The organism is Variovorax sp. 10L421 (genome assembly GCF_056395365.1).
In genome coordinates, this window is the sequence record NZ_JBFTJJ010000022.1 from 15,349 (window position 1) to 29,568 (window position 14,220).

A 14,220-nucleotide genomic window follows, 5' to 3' on the forward strand; every position below is an offset into this window, starting at 1 on the left:
ATCAGTTTGCGATGCGAGCACATAGTGATACGCCAGGCAGTAGCGGTCGATGCGGGCGAGCAGGTGGAGCGCGAGTCCGCGTCTCAACTTACACCCGAGCCACCGGAAATCGATCCATGCTCCAGGGGATGCATCTAGGTTTTGGACTGAAGACGCTGTTTCAACCGCGGAAGCGCTCTGAGTCCGACCGCTACGATGATCGCCACGGCCTGCACGAGCAATTGAACCGCCGGGCTTGCGCCAAGGGCGAGAACCAGCTGCTGCAGTTGGGCCATGAACAGCGCGGCGAGAGCGGTTGCCACGATGCTCCCTCTGCCGCCGCTGAACTGCGTTCCGCCCACGATCACGGCGACGATGCCAGGGAGCAGGTAGTCGGCGCCCGCGGTCTGCGACGCCGATCCCACGAAACCTGCGAGCATCATGCCGGCCAGCCCAAAGCACACGCTAGCCGCCGCATACGCGCCGACCTGGTAACGAAGTACACGCAACCCCGACGCGGCAGCCGCCCTTGGACTCGTGCCGACGGCGACAAAACGTCGTCCCGTCAACGTCTTGTTCACCAGTACTGCAACAAAGCCGATACTGGCGAGTGCGAATACGAGGCTGGACGGCAGTCCCAGGATGTGCGTGTGCGTCAGATCCTGAAAGCCTTTCGGCAAGGTCATTGCCGTTCCTCCCGAGATCGCCCTCACCCCTCCGAGCAGCAACGCGTCGACAGCAAGGGTGGCGACGATCGGGCTGATGTTGACGCGTGCTACCAAAATTCCGCTCACCGTCCCGAAGAGCGCCGTGATGGCGACGGTGGCAACGATAGGAAGAAGGATCATTCCGGTACGATTTGCAAGGATGGCCAGCACCAACCCGGCGATCGTCATCAAGCTGCCCGCTGACATATCCAGGCCACGCTGGCGAATGACGAGCATTTGGCCCACCGCCACGACTGCGAGAAAGCTCGCGAACGGGGCCATGGCGGTCAGCGCGCCCAAGCGCAAGGTATCGGGCGCTAACCACGCCGATAGCAGCACCAGCAGGGCAATCGCAATCCAGACGAATCCGAATTCACCAACCGCCAATGGCGGCAGTTTGATCATCCGGGACGGGAGCTTCTTGACGTCGACGTGCGAGTTCATGTTCGTAAGCATCTGGTCGATCAACCGGCAAGCACGAGCTGACGGCTTTTGGAATGGACCGCGACGGCTGCGATGATCATGGCGCCCAGCAGATAGGACTGCCAAGCCTCGCTGAGCCCGAGGAAGGTGGTCGCGACATTCACCTGCGCGATCAGGACCGCTCCTAGAACGGAGCCCACAAACGAGCCACGTGCTCCGAAGAGGCTGCCTCCACCAATCACCACGGCGGCGATACTCATGAGGGTGTAGTCGATGCCGGCACGGGGATCGCCGACGCCTACCTGACCGAGCAGGGGGATCGACGCCAATCCCGCCAGCATGGAGCACAAGAGATAGGCGATTAGCCGTGTCTTGGCTGGGGAAATACCAGCGAGCCGAGCCGAATCGGAGTTCGACCCCATGGCGCGAAGAGAGATCCCAAGATATCGCCTGAAGAGGCCGAAGTCCATGCACAAGGCCAGCGCGACTACGATCACAAATGTCAGCGGCACAAAACCGAAGTTCAGGTTGATGGCGTCCATCACCACGTCATTGATCAATCCGTCTGACGTGGGTCTGAGCACGAGCGAGACGCCTTGCAACGCCATGAACGTCGCTAGCGTCGCGACCATCGGATGAAGGCCGATCGGCTCTACAAGCACCCAGTTGAATGCTCCGACCAACATGGCGATGGCAATGACGGCCACCACGCTACCCACGACGCCGAAGCCAGACAATGGACCTGACAGCAAAAAGGACTGGCTCACCACAATGACGCCCATCAATGGCCCCACGGAAAGGTCGATTCCACCTACCAGCATCAGCGCCTGCTGCGCGCATGCAACCAGCGCCAAGGTCGATATCAGCGCGAGCATTCCGCTGAAATTGCGGCCGCTCAGGTAGTTCTCGTTGGATGCCGCCGTGAAGATTCCCAACAGGGTCACCACAATTGCAATCATCACAAGGGGTGCCCAGTCCGTGGACAGCATCTCGGCGAGTCTTGCGGGGCCTGTCTTCGAGCGGCTCGCCTTGGCGTGTAGTCCTTGACGGACGTTCGTTGCAGTGAGGATGGCCGAGATGATTCCATTCTCGCTGACCTTCTCGCCGGCAAGCTCCGCAGCCACGGAGCCACGAGAGAACACGAGGACGCGGTCGCAAAGCCCGGCAAGCTCGGCCGCATCCGAAGACACGACGATGGCCGCCCGGCCCTCGGCCGCAGTCTTTCTGAGAATTCGATAGATCTCTAGCCGCGAGCCGACGTCGACACCCTGCGTCGGCTCGTCAACAAGAAGCACCGCCGGCTCGGCAGCCAAGGCGCCGCCGATGACGACCTTTTGCTGGTTGCCACCCGACAGCGACCTGATTGGATCGTCGAGGGAGCCAAGCTTGACGGAGAGCGCTGACAGAGTTTCCCGGGCACGAACGCCTTCACCCCGCGAGTTGACAATACCGCGTCGGACGTCTTTCGCCAGACTTCGAAGGCTGAAGTTGGCAGTGATTGGAAGGTCCTCGAAGACGCTCTCGGCATGCCGGTCGTTCGAGATGAACTGCATCCCTGCTTCGGTTGCATGGTCCGGATGCCGAAGCGTTTTCGACTGACCATTGACCCATACGTGCCCCTCGCCAGGATTCAGTCCGGCAAGCGACCTGAGAAACTCTCGTTGACCGTTGCCGTCCACCCCAGCCAACCCAAGGATCTCACCAGGGAACAAGCTCATCGACACGTTGTCGACTCCAACGCCGCGATAGTCGGCCACTTCCAGGATGGGCGCACCAACTCGCTGTGTGCATTTGGCAGGAAACTCGGCGTTGATCGAAGCTCCGACGATAAGCTCGATGATCATCTGTTCACTCAAGCCGTCGACTTGATAGGTTCCCTGCCCTCGGCCGTCGCGCAGCACGGTCACGCGGTCCGCAATCTGTCGGACCTCTCGAATCCGGTGTGAGATGTAGATGACCCCGGTACCGCCCGCCGTCACTTCCGCGATGCACTCGAACAGACGCTCGACATCCTTCGCCTGCAGATGTTCAGTCGGCTCGTCCAGAACAAGGACGCGCGGACAGCAGGCAAGGGCGCGGACGATGTCGACTATGAAGCGCTGCTCGGAAGTCAGTGTATTCACCCGCGCGCCAGGCTCGATGCCTGACGCACTTCTCCAGCGCTTCAACAAGCCAGCTGCCCATACCTGTAGATCGCTGACAGGTGGCCGAAACTCGGCGGTGACGCCGAGATACAGGTTTTCCGCAACGGACAAGTCAGGCATCAATGCCGGCTCCTGTCTCACCATGGCAAGCCCGAGCTGACGCGCGCGATGCGGGTCACCGATGGTCGACTCACCGGCAATGAGAACCTGTCCCGCATCCGGTATGACCGCGCCGGATGCGATGCCCATGAGGGTCGATTTACCGGCCCCGTTCTGCCCTATCAGGCCATGAACTTCGCCCGGCTGCACAATCAGCGTCACGCCATTTAACGCCCGCACGGCGCCGTAAGACTTGCCAACGTCGAGCGCTGAAAGTACGGGCTGGGCAGTATTGCTCGGAGCCATTGCGGTGTTCCTTCCTGAAGCCGAGCTATTTGAACAGCTCAGTCAGAGCAGCATTCGTCAGCCTGCCAGACAGGTCTGCATCAGGAGGGAAGGACATGTCGCAACGCGGGTCCGTGTTGGTTGTGCTGTCGACGTAGGGATAGGGACTCCAGCCAAGCGGTTCCGTGTATGGCGTGCCCGAGTGCGCTGCCATTGCGCGCCTTGCGGCAGCGCGGATCAAGGTCGTGGTGCCATCAAGCGAGAAGTACGGCCACGCCTTGCCAGCCTTTTTGTACTCGAGGTACTTGCAGTTGAGCTCGTTGCTGCTAGCAAGCGTTGCCTGCGCGGGGATAGGGAGGCCGGCTTGCTCAAAAGCCTTGATTGCCGCATTCGTTGTCAAGCCGTAATCGGAGCCGATCCCGTCGATCTTTCCGTGCTTCGCAATCAGCGCCGTGATTGCTTTCTGGGCATCGGCAGGATTCCAGTTGGTCACGACATAGTTTTCCTCGACCAACTTAAGGCCAGGGTGCTTCTTGACGCCGTCTTTGAAGGCATCCATGAAGCGCTGCGAAGAGGTCGCGCCCGGGGGGCCGCCCAAGAAGATTACGTTGCCCGTTTTCACTGTCTTTGCCAGAAAGTCGGCCCACATGAGACCGTTTGGAATCGGGTCCTGGTAGACGACATCGACGTAGTCCCTTCCGGGCGAGCCGCTGATCTTTGCAAAGAACGGCACGACAGTCACACCAGCTTTCGTCGCGTTGCGCATCACGGGCAACGAGGCATCGCCGAAATGGGTGAACGAGACGATCACGTCGACCTTCTGCGAAACCAACGAGTTAAAGTCGCTGTTGTACTTCTGCTGGCTGCCGTTGGCATTCAAGTACACGACCTTCGTGACGTTCTTGCACTTCGAGAGTTCATCTCTGAACTCTTGCGCGGTCGTTTTGAACCAGGCGGCACCGCCGAACCCGTCCAGAAGGGCAACCACGGCAGGCTTCGATCCACAAAGCGGCGTGATATCGCTCTGCTTGGCCAGGTTGCCGATTTGGGCTGATGCTGGATTCGAGGCGACCAGAAGGGTTGAGGTCACCAACGCGGCGTAAAGTGCCGCCCTGCGCCCGGTTCTTGAGATTCCAGAATAAGAGATCATCAAAGTCTTTCTGAAGGCGCGATTCATATGACGAAGAATCGCGTCCCGATGTTGAACACTAGCGAGCCGTCAGCGTCATCGCCATGGCCCGCATACCCGTTCGATCCGTCGAACCCTCGTTTGTGAGTACTGCAAAGGTATCCGCAGGATGGAATTGCCGTTGGCTTCGCGCGGCCAGATCGTTGGCTCAGAAATGACAGAACCCGTTTCTCAACCAAGCTGCCCAGGGATGCCAGCGCTGCGGCGACCGCGCTGCCAGCCGCCGTGGCCGCAGAAACACCAACCTGAAGCCATCAGAGCGCTCGGTGCGCACGCCCTACGTCCCGCACACAACAGTCGGCCGGCATTGCGAAGTTCTCGTTATTCCGGAAACGATGATCGTTAGTGATCGACTGTTTGATGGCGGGGCACAATCCGCCGCCCTTAGGCGGCCCGCAGACGGGCCGAGTATTCGATGGGGCTTAGTTTGCAGATGCAGCTGCCGAAGGCTGCATGAGACGTCCATGCAACAACGGTGCCGTGGCTTCACGGATGCGCAACTGAACAAGCACGTCCCTGCGCAACGCAGCGTCGGTAGGACCCGCCGTGCGATCGCGCAAGACGAACAACGACGCGCCACTACCGCCCCGAGCATTGCGCGACCGGACGCGCAGAACGTCGATGCTGACGGATGCTATGAACCGGGGATCTCGGCCTTCCTCGCGTAGCGGCAGGCTGATCTCAGTGCAGGCCTCGAAGCTGCGGCACCATTGGTCCGTTGATCGGTGCCAGGCCTTTGGTCCGAGACTGGTTCAATAGTTTTGGTGAGGTCGTCACGTTCACGGTTCAGTGCGCCCTTCGCTCCTTGCCCCTAGTTTTTGATGATGTCTTGCAGCATGCGAAGCCGCGTTTGCTCAAGCCGCTGGCGGCGTTCGTCGTCCCAAGTGAAAATCCCTTTGCCGCTCGCATATCCGAAATCGCCAGAATCAACAAGGCGTTGAAGGCCGGCAAGAGGCTCTTCATCAGCGCAAAGTTCTGGCCAAAGCTGGGAGCTTACGGACATGAAAGTTTTTAGGCCGCCCACATCTGCGCTTTGAAGCGGCCCGGACCATCGATACCGACGTCCAACCGTCTGAGTGATGACGTAATCGATTGTCTCCGCATCAGCTACGCCAGTATCGAGCATGTGGAGGGCTTCTCTCAGCACAGCAAACTGAATTCGATTCCCGATGAATCCTGGAACGGACTTCTTCAAAACAACGGGGTCACAGTCGCTCGAACGGAGCAGTTGCAAGCAAGATTGCACGGATGCCGAGCTGGTGAAAATACCTGGGACAACCTCTACCATTCGGATGATGTGCGGTGGATTCCAAAAATGCGCGACCAGGAAATTTTCCGGCCTCGCCAACTGCTCCGTCAGCCTGTCCAACGGGATTCCACTTGTCGTACTGGCTATAACCACTTCCGGTCTCAGAATCGCCTCAAGGTCAGAGAAAATATCAACCTTGACCGACAGTTCTTCGACAACTGCTTCGATCACAAAATCCGTCGCCGACAGTTCATCAAGAGTGGATGCAACGCTGATCCGGCCCATCGCAGCCTCTTTGCTGACCGCATCCAACATCCCTGCCCGTCCAAGCTCCTCGAAAACATGAGTGCATCTCTGCGTTACGCCTGCTCTCACGCTGGCATTGCTATCGTGGACGACAACCCTCCGCCCCCCCGCTGCCAACTTGGCGRCAATGCCGCTCCCCATCAAACCGCCGCCGACGACGCCAACTGTGTTCAACGAATTCATCTCCGCTCCATAAACATTGAATTTCAGGAATCTGATGCACGCTCCAACGCGTGCGGCGCCTCATGCCCACGAGGCCTAGAAGCGCGACCTGCGCCAGGCGATAAATTCTCGCGTCGGGAAATCAAATTCCCGCTCATACATTGCGTCAAACGACGCTCTCGAAGACTACGGCAATCCCCTGGCCACCTCCGATGCACATCGTGACCAGTGCATACCTTCCCCCCACTCGCCTCAATTCGTGCACTGCCTTCGTAGTGATGATCGCTCCCGTTGCTCCTATAGGGTGACCGAGAGAGATCCCAGACCCGTTGGGATTGACCTTGTTCGGGTCCAGACCGAGCGCCTTGGTGACGGCGAGAGCTTGAGCCGCGAATGCTTCGTTCGCCTCGATGACATCGAGGTCTGCAATCCCAAGCCCAGCCTTCTTCAGCACAGCTTGGGTGGCAGGCACGGGGCCGATTCCCATGAACTTGGGGTCAACGCCAGAATGCGCATATGCAACCAGCCTTGCCATCGGCTTCAGTCCATAGGTCGACACCGCATGTCCGCTCGCCAACACCACAGCGCTTGCGGCATCGTTGATACCCGAAGAGTTGCCTGCAGTGACAGTCCCGGATTCGCGCTTGAACACTGGCCGCAGTTCAGAAAAATCAGACAGTTTGCTGTCGAAGCGGACGTGTTCGTCCCTTTCGAATGTGTTTGCTTTACCCTTGTTCTTGACCGCAATCGGAACTATCTGCTCTGAGAAACGGCCCTCCTGAATTGATCGCTGAGCTCGCCTGTGACTTTCAAGCGCGAGTTCATCTTGCTCGGCGCGACTGATCTTCCATTGCTCCGCAACGTTCTCTGCAGTTACACCCATGTGCATACCGAAAAACGGGTCGTGGAGCACACCGGTCAGCGCGTCGACTAATGTGAGATCTCCCATGCGCCCACCCCAGCGTGAGGCTTGGCTCAAGTATGGCGAGCGGCTCATACTCTCAGCGCCGCCGGCAATTGCGACGTCAACATCTCCCAGGAGAATGGATTGGGCTGCACCTACAACGGCTTGAAGGCCGGAGCCACATAGCCGGTTGACATTGAAGGCACTGCACGCGATGTCGCATCCTCCGTTGAGCGCTGCTACCCTTGAAAGGTACATGTCGGCGGGCTCAGTGTTGATGACGTGACCGAACACTACTTGGCCAACAAGTTGACCGTCCACCGACGCATGCTTGAGCGCAGACTGCACGACTTGCGTCGCCAGCACCGCAGGAGCGACCGAGGCCAGCGACCCTCCGAATGTGCCGACAGCTGTTCGAACAGCGCTGACGACGAAAACATCGTTCTTCATATTGGCTCCTGCCGGAAAACTATTGAGCGGTCCAGCCACCGTCCATGGCGAGGCTGATGCCGGTGATGTTGTTGCCCGCCTCGCTCGCGAGAAAGAGCACAGCGGCAGCAATCTGGTCCGGAGTGGTGAACCGTTCGCTGGGTTCCTTGCCGGACAGCAGCGCCGCCATTGCGTCCTGATAGGACACGTTGTTACGTTCCATGTATTTGTTGATCTGAGTCTCGACCAGCCCCGTTTTGACCCATCCTGGGCAGATAGCGTTGCAGGTGATGTCCGATTTGGCATTCTCGAGCGCAATGGTCTTCGTCAAACCGACAACGCCGTGCTTCGCGGCGACATACGCAGCCTTCTCTGCGGATGCAACCAGTCCGTGCGCGGAAGCGATACTGATGATTCGACCGTGCTGGCGCTCTTGCATTCCTGGCAACACGGCTGCGCTGACGTGAAATACAGAAGAAAGATTGATCGCGATGATCTCGTCCCACTTCGACACCGGAAAGTCCTCGACACGAGCGGTGAATTGGATCCCGGCGTTGTTGACAAGCAGATCAACATGGCCCATCGCGTCTTCCACATCCACGATGAGCTGCCGTGCTGCCGCAGCCGAACGCAAATCGGCCTCGAAGTGCTTGGGCGAGCTTTCAGCAGTTCCTCGCGCGGAAACTTCATCAATAGCTTTCGCTACTTCATCTCTCGCTCCAAGACCATGAAGTGCGATCCGCCAGCCTGCAGCCGACATGGCCGCTGCGATTGCGAGACCGATTCCACTGGTCGACCCCGTGATGAGCGCGGTCTTCACATGGGTGTGCGAAGAGATCATGCGGCGCTCACCACGTCCACGATGACCGCACCTGAACGATGGCCGCTCTCCACAATTTCGTGTGCGCGTGCGCAATCTTGGAGCTGTACCACCTCATGAATCGGCACATCCAATGTGCCCTGCTCCAAAAGGCGATTGACGCGGTCGGCGGCGCCGGTCCGTTCCTCCTGCGTCAGCAAATAGACCAGCACGAACTGAAGCTGGATGCCCTTGAAAAGGAACTTGTAGAAAGGCATCTCAGGCCGCATCACGCGTGCGGAGCCGTACGTCACAACCGTCGCTCGATCCGAGAGCAGATCGGCTAGATCTTCGACATTGGCCCCAAACTCGACTTCGACCGCGTGGTCTACGCCTCGGCCCTTGGTTGCGTCGAGGACATCTGTGACAAGGGTCGGACTTGTGTAATCAACAAAAGCATCAGCACCAGCGCTGACGATACGCTGTTCTTCGACTGAGCCATGACCGGATGCCACGACAAAGGCGCCGGCATGCTTGGCGACCTGGACCGCAAGACGTCCTACCGTGCCAGCCCCTCCGCTGACAAGAACAACGCGCCCCGCGATGTCACCAAAGCCTGTCGTGACGTGGCACGCCGTGAGCGCCGGAATGCCAAGGGCTGCACCGGTCTCGTACGAAGTGTTGTCGGCCAGCGGGAATACCAGCCTCTCGTCGATCGCGATGTATTGCGCCGCCGTTCCGCAGGCGCGGCGCCACTGGCCGTTGCTTATCCAGACTCTGCGCCCGGGAAGTATTCGGCCGCTGCAGTCGGATCCACACTCGACAACGACGCCAGCGCCGTCGCTGTGAGGAACGATGAAAGGAAAGGGAAGTTCGCTCTTCCCGCCGCGAACTCCGGCCCTCGCCTTCACGTCGGAAGGATTCACGCCCGATGCATGCAGTTGCACAAGGACTTCCCCTCGACCTGGGGTCGGCATCGGACGATCTCCGTACAGAAAAACCTCTTTCGCGGGTCCGACCCGCTCGTACCAAGCAGCGCGCATCACTTCTCCAAATTTGTGTGGAGACAGCTTAAGTGCGCTCAATCAGCCGACAAAACGCATAGTATCGATAGGACCTATGCGAAAGTCGGATTGATATGCGAGATCTGGACATTGACCTCATTCGTTGCTTTGTTGCCGTCTCAGACGCGCAGAGTTTTACCGGGGCATCCAAGCGCCTCTGCAGATCGCAGTCGGCGATCAGCACCAGGGTTCAACGATTGGAAGAGTTGCTCGGAGTCGCACTTTTTCTTCGCAGCAGTCGCCAGGTCCGACTCACTGCTGCTGGGGAGCAATTTCTTAACTACGCTGTCGGTCTGATGCGCCTGAACGATGAGGCCATCGGCATGCTTGGTCGCAGCAACCTTGAAGGACGCCTTCGGCTCGGCATTGTTGAATACCTGGTCCCGCATCGCCTCCCTGAGTTGCTCGCTCGGATCCACCGGCTACTGCCACGTGTCGAACTGAGCGTCAAGGTGGCGCTCAGCGAGACCTTGCTCCACGCCTTCGATGCCGGAGAACTTGATGTGGTGGTGGTCAAGGAACAGGAGGGACGCGGCTCCCCTCGATTGTTTCGCGACGAGAAACTGCTTTGGGTCGCCAACCAGCACATCGAGCGGCCTCCACCTCTCGTTCAGCTGTGCTTGCTGCCGGCTCCCTGCGCGTTCCGAACCGCTGCGATCGCGGCGCTGAGTTCGAGCACGGTCCAATGGCGGGAAGCCGTCACGCTGAGCAGCGTCGTAGGTGTTCAGTCCTGCATCAAGGAAGGACTCGGCGTCTCGGTGCTTTGCGAATCTGCGCTGGATGTTGGACTCGTTGCTTTGCCCCAAGGTGGCGCTGCTTGGCCCGTCTTGCTCGGGATACGGCTGGTGACTTACGAGCGAAGCCCCAATGCGCTCAGCCGTGCGCTGATTGATCTTCTGAAGGAGTAGCTACCTCGAATTCCAAGGCTGTTCGATGGCGAGGCCGCATGTGCACGAGGATCATGCCTGTGCTTTCAATTCCATTGCCACGCCGCCTAAAGTCTATTGAACGCATGGCGATATTTCGATCGCCTGCGCACACTTCGGTCTACCCTTTCGCCGCCGGCAAGGCGTCGCTAGAGTACTGTCCTAGATCATCAGATGCTGACGAACGGTGTCGGCATTCAGCGCTCCTGCGTCGATGTGGCCGATCACGCTGCCCTTCTCCATCACGTAGGCACGTTCGGCTACGTCCAGGATAGTTTCCAGGTTCTGCTCGACGAACAGGACGGTGGTGCCCAGATCTCGTCGGATGGTGCGCAGCACCTCGCAGATCAGCTGCACGATAGACGGTTGGATGCCTTCGGAGGGCTCGTCCAGCAGCATCAAAGCCGGATTGCCGACAAGTGCCCGGCCGATTGCGAGTTGCTGCTGCTCGCCGCCCGACATCGTGCCGGCAAGCTGGTTGCGGCGCTCGGCCAGACGTGGGAAGTACTGGTAGACGAGCTCGGGCTGCTTGACCCCCTTGGGCCCACCGATGAGTTCACCAACGATCAGGTTCTCCGCCACAGTCATGCGAGCGAAAACCTCACGACCTTGCGGAACGTAGCCGATCCCCCGTCGCGCGCGCGCGTCGCTGCTCAGCGTGCCAATTTCCTGGCCCAGCAGCTGCACGCTGCCGGCTGTAGCTCGCAACTGTCCGATCAGGCAGCGCATCGTGGTGGTCTTCCCCACGCCGTTTCGGCCAATCAGTGCGACGATCTCGCCCTTGCCGACACGCAGATCCACGCCCTGCAGAATCGGTGTTGCACCATAGCTGGCGCGCAGGCCCTGGACTTTGAGGGCGGGCTCAGTGGACATGCTGTGTCTTTCCCAGATAGATATCGGCCACGCGTGGATCCGCGATCACCTCGGCGATCCCGCCCGCGCTGAACACGTTGCCGAAGTGCAGCACCGTCACGTGTTGTGCGATCTGACGGATAAAGGCCATGTCGTGCTCCACCACCAGCACCGTCATGCCGTCCGCGTTCAAGCGCTGAATAAGCTCACCGGTCTTGTAGGTCTCCTCGGGCGATAGGCCGGCAGTGGGCTCGTCCATCAGCAGCAGCGTGGGCTGCAGCGCCAGCGCCATGCCGATCTCCAGCCACTGCTGTTGACCGTGAGCCAGCGCGCCGGCCGGCTTGTTTGCGTCGGCCTGCAGGTCCAGCAGTTCGAGCAAGCGTTCGGACTCGCGCAGCAGAGCGGCTCCATGCAGATGGCGCTGCAGCGCGGTGTGCAGGTTCTGCACTACCGGCAGTTCCTTGAACACACTGGGGGCCTGCATCTTGATGCTCATGCCCTGGCGCACCCGTTCGTAGGGCTTGCTTGCCGTCACGTCACGCCCCAGGAATTCGATGCGACCAGCCGTGGCCGCATGCGTGCCCACGATGAGTTTGAACAGTGTGCTCTTGCCAGCGCCGTTGGGGCCGATCAGGCAGTGGATCTCGCCGCGGCGCACCACCAGGTCCACATCGGACACCGCCGCGTGGCCGCCGAAGTGCTTGGATAGCCCGGATGTCTTGAGGATCTCGTTCATGCGACTTTGCGCTCCTGAGCAGAGGCGGTTTTTCGTAAGGCGAGCAGCCGACGCACAGCACCGACGATGCCGAGCACGAAGCCCTGCGGCGCCAGCATCACGGTGCACAGCAGCAGCGCACCCATGAGCAGCAGCGCCGTTTGCTGGCTGTAGACCGTGAGTGTCTGGAACACCCACAGCAACACAAAAGACCCGATCGTCGTGGCCGTGAGGTCGGCTCGGCCCGAGAAAGCCACCCAGACGATGGGCATCGCCGCGGCAGGCAGCCCGATGCTCGCCGGCGTGATGAACTGTCCCCAGGAGGTGTATAACGCCCCACTCAGCCCCGCCAGCGTAGAGCCGATCACGAAGGTCGCCAACTGGTACTTGCGCACGTCGTAGCCCAGCAGTTCCGCACGTTGCGGATCCTCCCGAACGGCCACGACCACATTTCCGAAGCGCGAGTTCAGCAGCATGCGCAGCCCCAGGTAGACCAGCACCAGCAGCATCACCACCGCGTAGTACAGCGCCGTGCCTTCGAAGTACAGCGGACCATCTGCAGGCCACGGGATGTTCAGCGGGACCATGTCCTTCATGCCGTTGAAGCCGTTCAGCCGTGCGCCGCCGATGCGCCACTCGGGCCCCGCCGTCTGACCCAGGAAGAAGGCCAGCACCAGCGTGGCCGACAGCGTGACGATGCCGAAGAACACGCCGCCAATGCCGCCCCAGATCATGAAGTAGCCCAGCACCGCCGCGGCCAGCGCCGTGACCACCAGGGCCAGCAACAGCGCATAGATCGAAGTGATGCCCTCGCCGCCGAAGTTGATCGCCAGCACGCCGTAGCCATAGCCCGCGATGCCGAAAAACAGCGTCTGGCCAAAAGACATCATGCCGCCGTAGCCCCAGACCAGGCATAGGCCCATGGCCATGAACACCCAGATGAGCAAATAGGCCGTGTTGCCGACCGTGTAGTCGTCTGCCAGGAACGGATAAATCAGCGCAAGCAGCAGCACAAGCATCGCCGTGCCCCAGAAGCCACGGCCGTTGCCGGGTGTTTGCGGGCCGTTGAGTAGATGAACCATCGAAGAAAACCCCGGTGAAGTGACGCGCTTAGCGAGTGCGGCGCCCAAGCCAGCCGGACAACCCGTCGGGCAGCAGGCGGATGACGACGATGACCGTCAGAAGCATGCCGATCTGGCCGATGGTTTGGCCGCCCCAGCCGTTCAAAACGGTGCGCACTCCCGCCAACAAAATGCCCGCCGGTGCCGTGCCCAGCAGCACGTTGGCACCGCCCACGACGACCGTCACGAAGCTCTCGACCAAGAAGCTCGCGCCCATCGTGGGGATCAACGTCATGGTCGGCGCGTACATGGCGCCGCACAGGCCTGCCAGCGCTGCGCCGATGCCGAAGGTCGTCGCATACACATGACCCACACGCACGCCAGTGGCTTGGGCAATGGCGGCGCTCTGCATGGTGGCCCGCGCATGGACGCCGAAGCGTGTGCGCATGAAGATCATGTAGATTGCCGCCAATGCGGCGAGCGCCACTGCGAACAGCACCACGCGATAGATCGAGAAAGAGTAGCCGCGCACCTCGAAACTGCCTAGCGGTGTGCCAATGCCCGGTACCGAGGAGCCAAATACCAGCAGCATCCCCTGCGTGACCATGAGGCTCAGGCCCCAGGTCGCCAGCAACGAATCCACCGGCCGTTTGTAGAGCTTACGCACGATGGTGCGCTCAACAATCATGCCGGCCAGCCCAGCTGCGGCCACGCCGCACAACTGCGCGAGCGGAAGGGGCAAGCCGGCATGCACCAACGCTGTGGTGACGTAGGCGCCACACATGATGAACTCACCATGCGCCATATTGATCACGCCCATCATCCCGAACACGATGGCCAAACCAGCCGCCGAGAGGATCAAGAACGCGAACACGTCGGCGAACTGGTAGAAAAAGGAAAACAGTTCAGCTGCCACGGGCATTCCAC

12 protein-coding genes are annotated in these 14,220 nt (G+C 60.2%); 1 reads left to right on the forward strand and 11 read right to left on the reverse strand.

From position 1 onward, the window contains the following. Positions 1–134: 134 nt before the first annotated feature. The 7 genes from AC1DFC_RS23060 to AC1DFC_RS23090 form a co-directional block, all read right to left on the reverse strand. Complete coding sequence (locus AC1DFC_RS23060; protein WP_478080801.1) at positions 135–1,130, reverse strand: ABC transporter permease; 996 nt, start codon at positions 1,128–1,130, stop codon at positions 135–137. 20 nt (positions 1,131–1,150) lie between these two features. Beyond that, positions 1,151–3,658, reverse strand: a complete 2,508-nt coding sequence (locus AC1DFC_RS23065) for an ATP-binding cassette domain-containing protein (protein WP_478080800.1) — start codon at positions 3,656–3,658, stop codon at positions 1,151–1,153. 25 nt (positions 3,659–3,683) lie between these two features. Next, on the reverse strand, positions 3,684–4,814 hold the full coding sequence (locus AC1DFC_RS23070) for a substrate-binding domain-containing protein (protein WP_478180058.1): 1,131 nt from the start codon (positions 4,812–4,814) through the stop codon (positions 3,684–3,686). An 823-nt stretch (positions 4,815–5,637) separates the two neighbouring features. After that, entirely contained in the window at positions 5,638–6,564 is a 927-nt protein-coding gene (locus AC1DFC_RS23075; protein WP_478180059.1) for a 3-hydroxyacyl-CoA dehydrogenase family protein, read from the reverse strand. Between the two features lie 145 nt (positions 6,565–6,709). Further along, positions 6,710–7,897: an acetyl-CoA C-acyltransferase family protein gene (locus AC1DFC_RS23080; RefSeq protein WP_478080797.1), complete on the reverse strand. Its 1,188-nt coding sequence runs from the start codon at positions 7,895–7,897 to the stop codon at positions 6,710–6,712. A 19-nt stretch (positions 7,898–7,916) separates the two neighbouring features. Then, entirely contained in the window at positions 7,917–8,717 is an 801-nt protein-coding gene (locus tag AC1DFC_RS23085) for a 3-hydroxybutyrate dehydrogenase (RefSeq protein WP_478080796.1), read from the reverse strand. Further along, positions 8,714–9,718, reverse strand: coding sequence for an NADPH:quinone reductase (locus AC1DFC_RS23090; protein ID WP_478130482.1), 1,005 nt, complete (start codon positions 9,716–9,718; stop codon positions 8,714–8,716). The genes AC1DFC_RS23085 and AC1DFC_RS23090 overlap by 4 nt, the downstream gene beginning before the upstream one ends. 95 nt (positions 9,719–9,813) lie before the next feature. Between AC1DFC_RS23090 and AC1DFC_RS23095 the strand changes: the two genes are divergently transcribed. After that, positions 9,814–10,647 (forward strand): LysR substrate-binding domain-containing protein, encoded by an 834-nt coding sequence (locus tag AC1DFC_RS23095; RefSeq protein ID WP_478080794.1) that lies wholly within the window; start codon positions 9,814–9,816, stop codon positions 10,645–10,647. Positions 10,648–10,827: 180 nt separating this feature from the next. On the opposite strand, the gene AC1DFC_RS23100 is transcribed toward AC1DFC_RS23095, so the two are convergent. Genes AC1DFC_RS23100 through AC1DFC_RS23115 form a run of 4 tightly spaced genes read right to left on the reverse strand, consistent with a single transcriptional unit; the run spans position 10,828 to position 14,215 of the window. Beyond that, entirely contained in the window at positions 10,828–11,538 is a 711-nt protein-coding gene (locus tag AC1DFC_RS23100) for an ABC transporter ATP-binding protein (protein WP_478080793.1), read from the reverse strand. Further along, positions 11,528–12,253 carry an ABC transporter ATP-binding protein gene (locus AC1DFC_RS23105; protein WP_478080792.1) on the reverse strand — a complete coding sequence of 242 codons (726 nt, stop codon included), beginning with the start codon at positions 12,251–12,253 and terminating at the stop codon, positions 11,528–11,530. Before AC1DFC_RS23105 ends, AC1DFC_RS23100 begins: the two co-directional genes overlap by 11 nt. Beyond that, positions 12,250–13,314, reverse strand: coding sequence for a branched-chain amino acid ABC transporter permease (locus AC1DFC_RS23110; protein ID WP_478080791.1), 1,065 nt, complete (start codon positions 13,312–13,314; stop codon positions 12,250–12,252). Before AC1DFC_RS23110 ends, AC1DFC_RS23105 begins: the two co-directional genes overlap by 4 nt. 28 nt (positions 13,315–13,342) lie before the next feature. Next, positions 13,343–14,215: an ABC transporter permease subunit gene (locus AC1DFC_RS23115; RefSeq protein WP_478080790.1), complete on the reverse strand. Its 873-nt coding sequence runs from the start codon at positions 14,213–14,215 to the stop codon at positions 13,343–13,345. Between the last annotated feature and the right edge of the window lie 5 nt (positions 14,216–14,220).

Bases quoted from the DNA above. Each gene is read 5' to 3' on its own strand.
- AC1DFC_RS23060 (WP_478080801.1), bottom strand. From the start codon at position 1,130: ATGAACTCGCACGTCGACGTCAAGAAGCTCCCGTCCCGGATGATCAAA.
- AC1DFC_RS23065 (WP_478080800.1), bottom strand. From the start codon at position 3,658: ATGGCTCCGAGCAATACTGCCCAGCCCGTACTTTCAGCGCTCGACGTT.
- AC1DFC_RS23070 (WP_478180058.1), bottom strand. From the start codon at position 4,814: ATGAATCGCGCCTTCAGAAAGACTTTGATGATCTCTTATTCTGGAATC.
- AC1DFC_RS23080 (WP_478080797.1), bottom strand. From the start codon at position 7,897: ATGAAGAACGATGTTTTCGTCGTCAGCGCTGTTCGAACAGCTGTCGGC.
- AC1DFC_RS23085 (WP_478080796.1), bottom strand. From the start codon at position 8,717: ATGATCTCTTCGCACACCCATGTGAAGACCGCGCTCATCACGGGGTCG.
- AC1DFC_RS23090 (WP_478130482.1), bottom strand. From the start codon at position 9,718: ATGCGCGCTGCTTGGTACGAGCGGGTCGGACCCGCGAAAGAGGTTTTT.
- AC1DFC_RS23095 (WP_478080794.1), top strand. From the start codon at position 9,814: ATGCGAGATCTGGACATTGACCTCATTCGTTGCTTTGTTGCCGTCTCA.
- AC1DFC_RS23100 (WP_478080793.1), bottom strand. From the start codon at position 11,538: ATGTCCACTGAGCCCGCCCTCAAAGTCCAGGGCCTGCGCGCCAGCTAT.
- AC1DFC_RS23105 (WP_478080792.1), bottom strand. From the start codon at position 12,253: ATGAACGAGATCCTCAAGACATCCGGGCTATCCAAGCACTTCGGCGGC.
- AC1DFC_RS23110 (WP_478080791.1), bottom strand. From the start codon at position 13,314: ATGGTTCATCTACTCAACGGCCCGCAAACACCCGGCAACGGCCGTGGC.
- AC1DFC_RS23115 (WP_478080790.1), bottom strand. From the start codon at position 14,215: ATGCCCGTGGCAGCTGAACTGTTTTCCTTTTTCTACCAGTTCGCCGAC.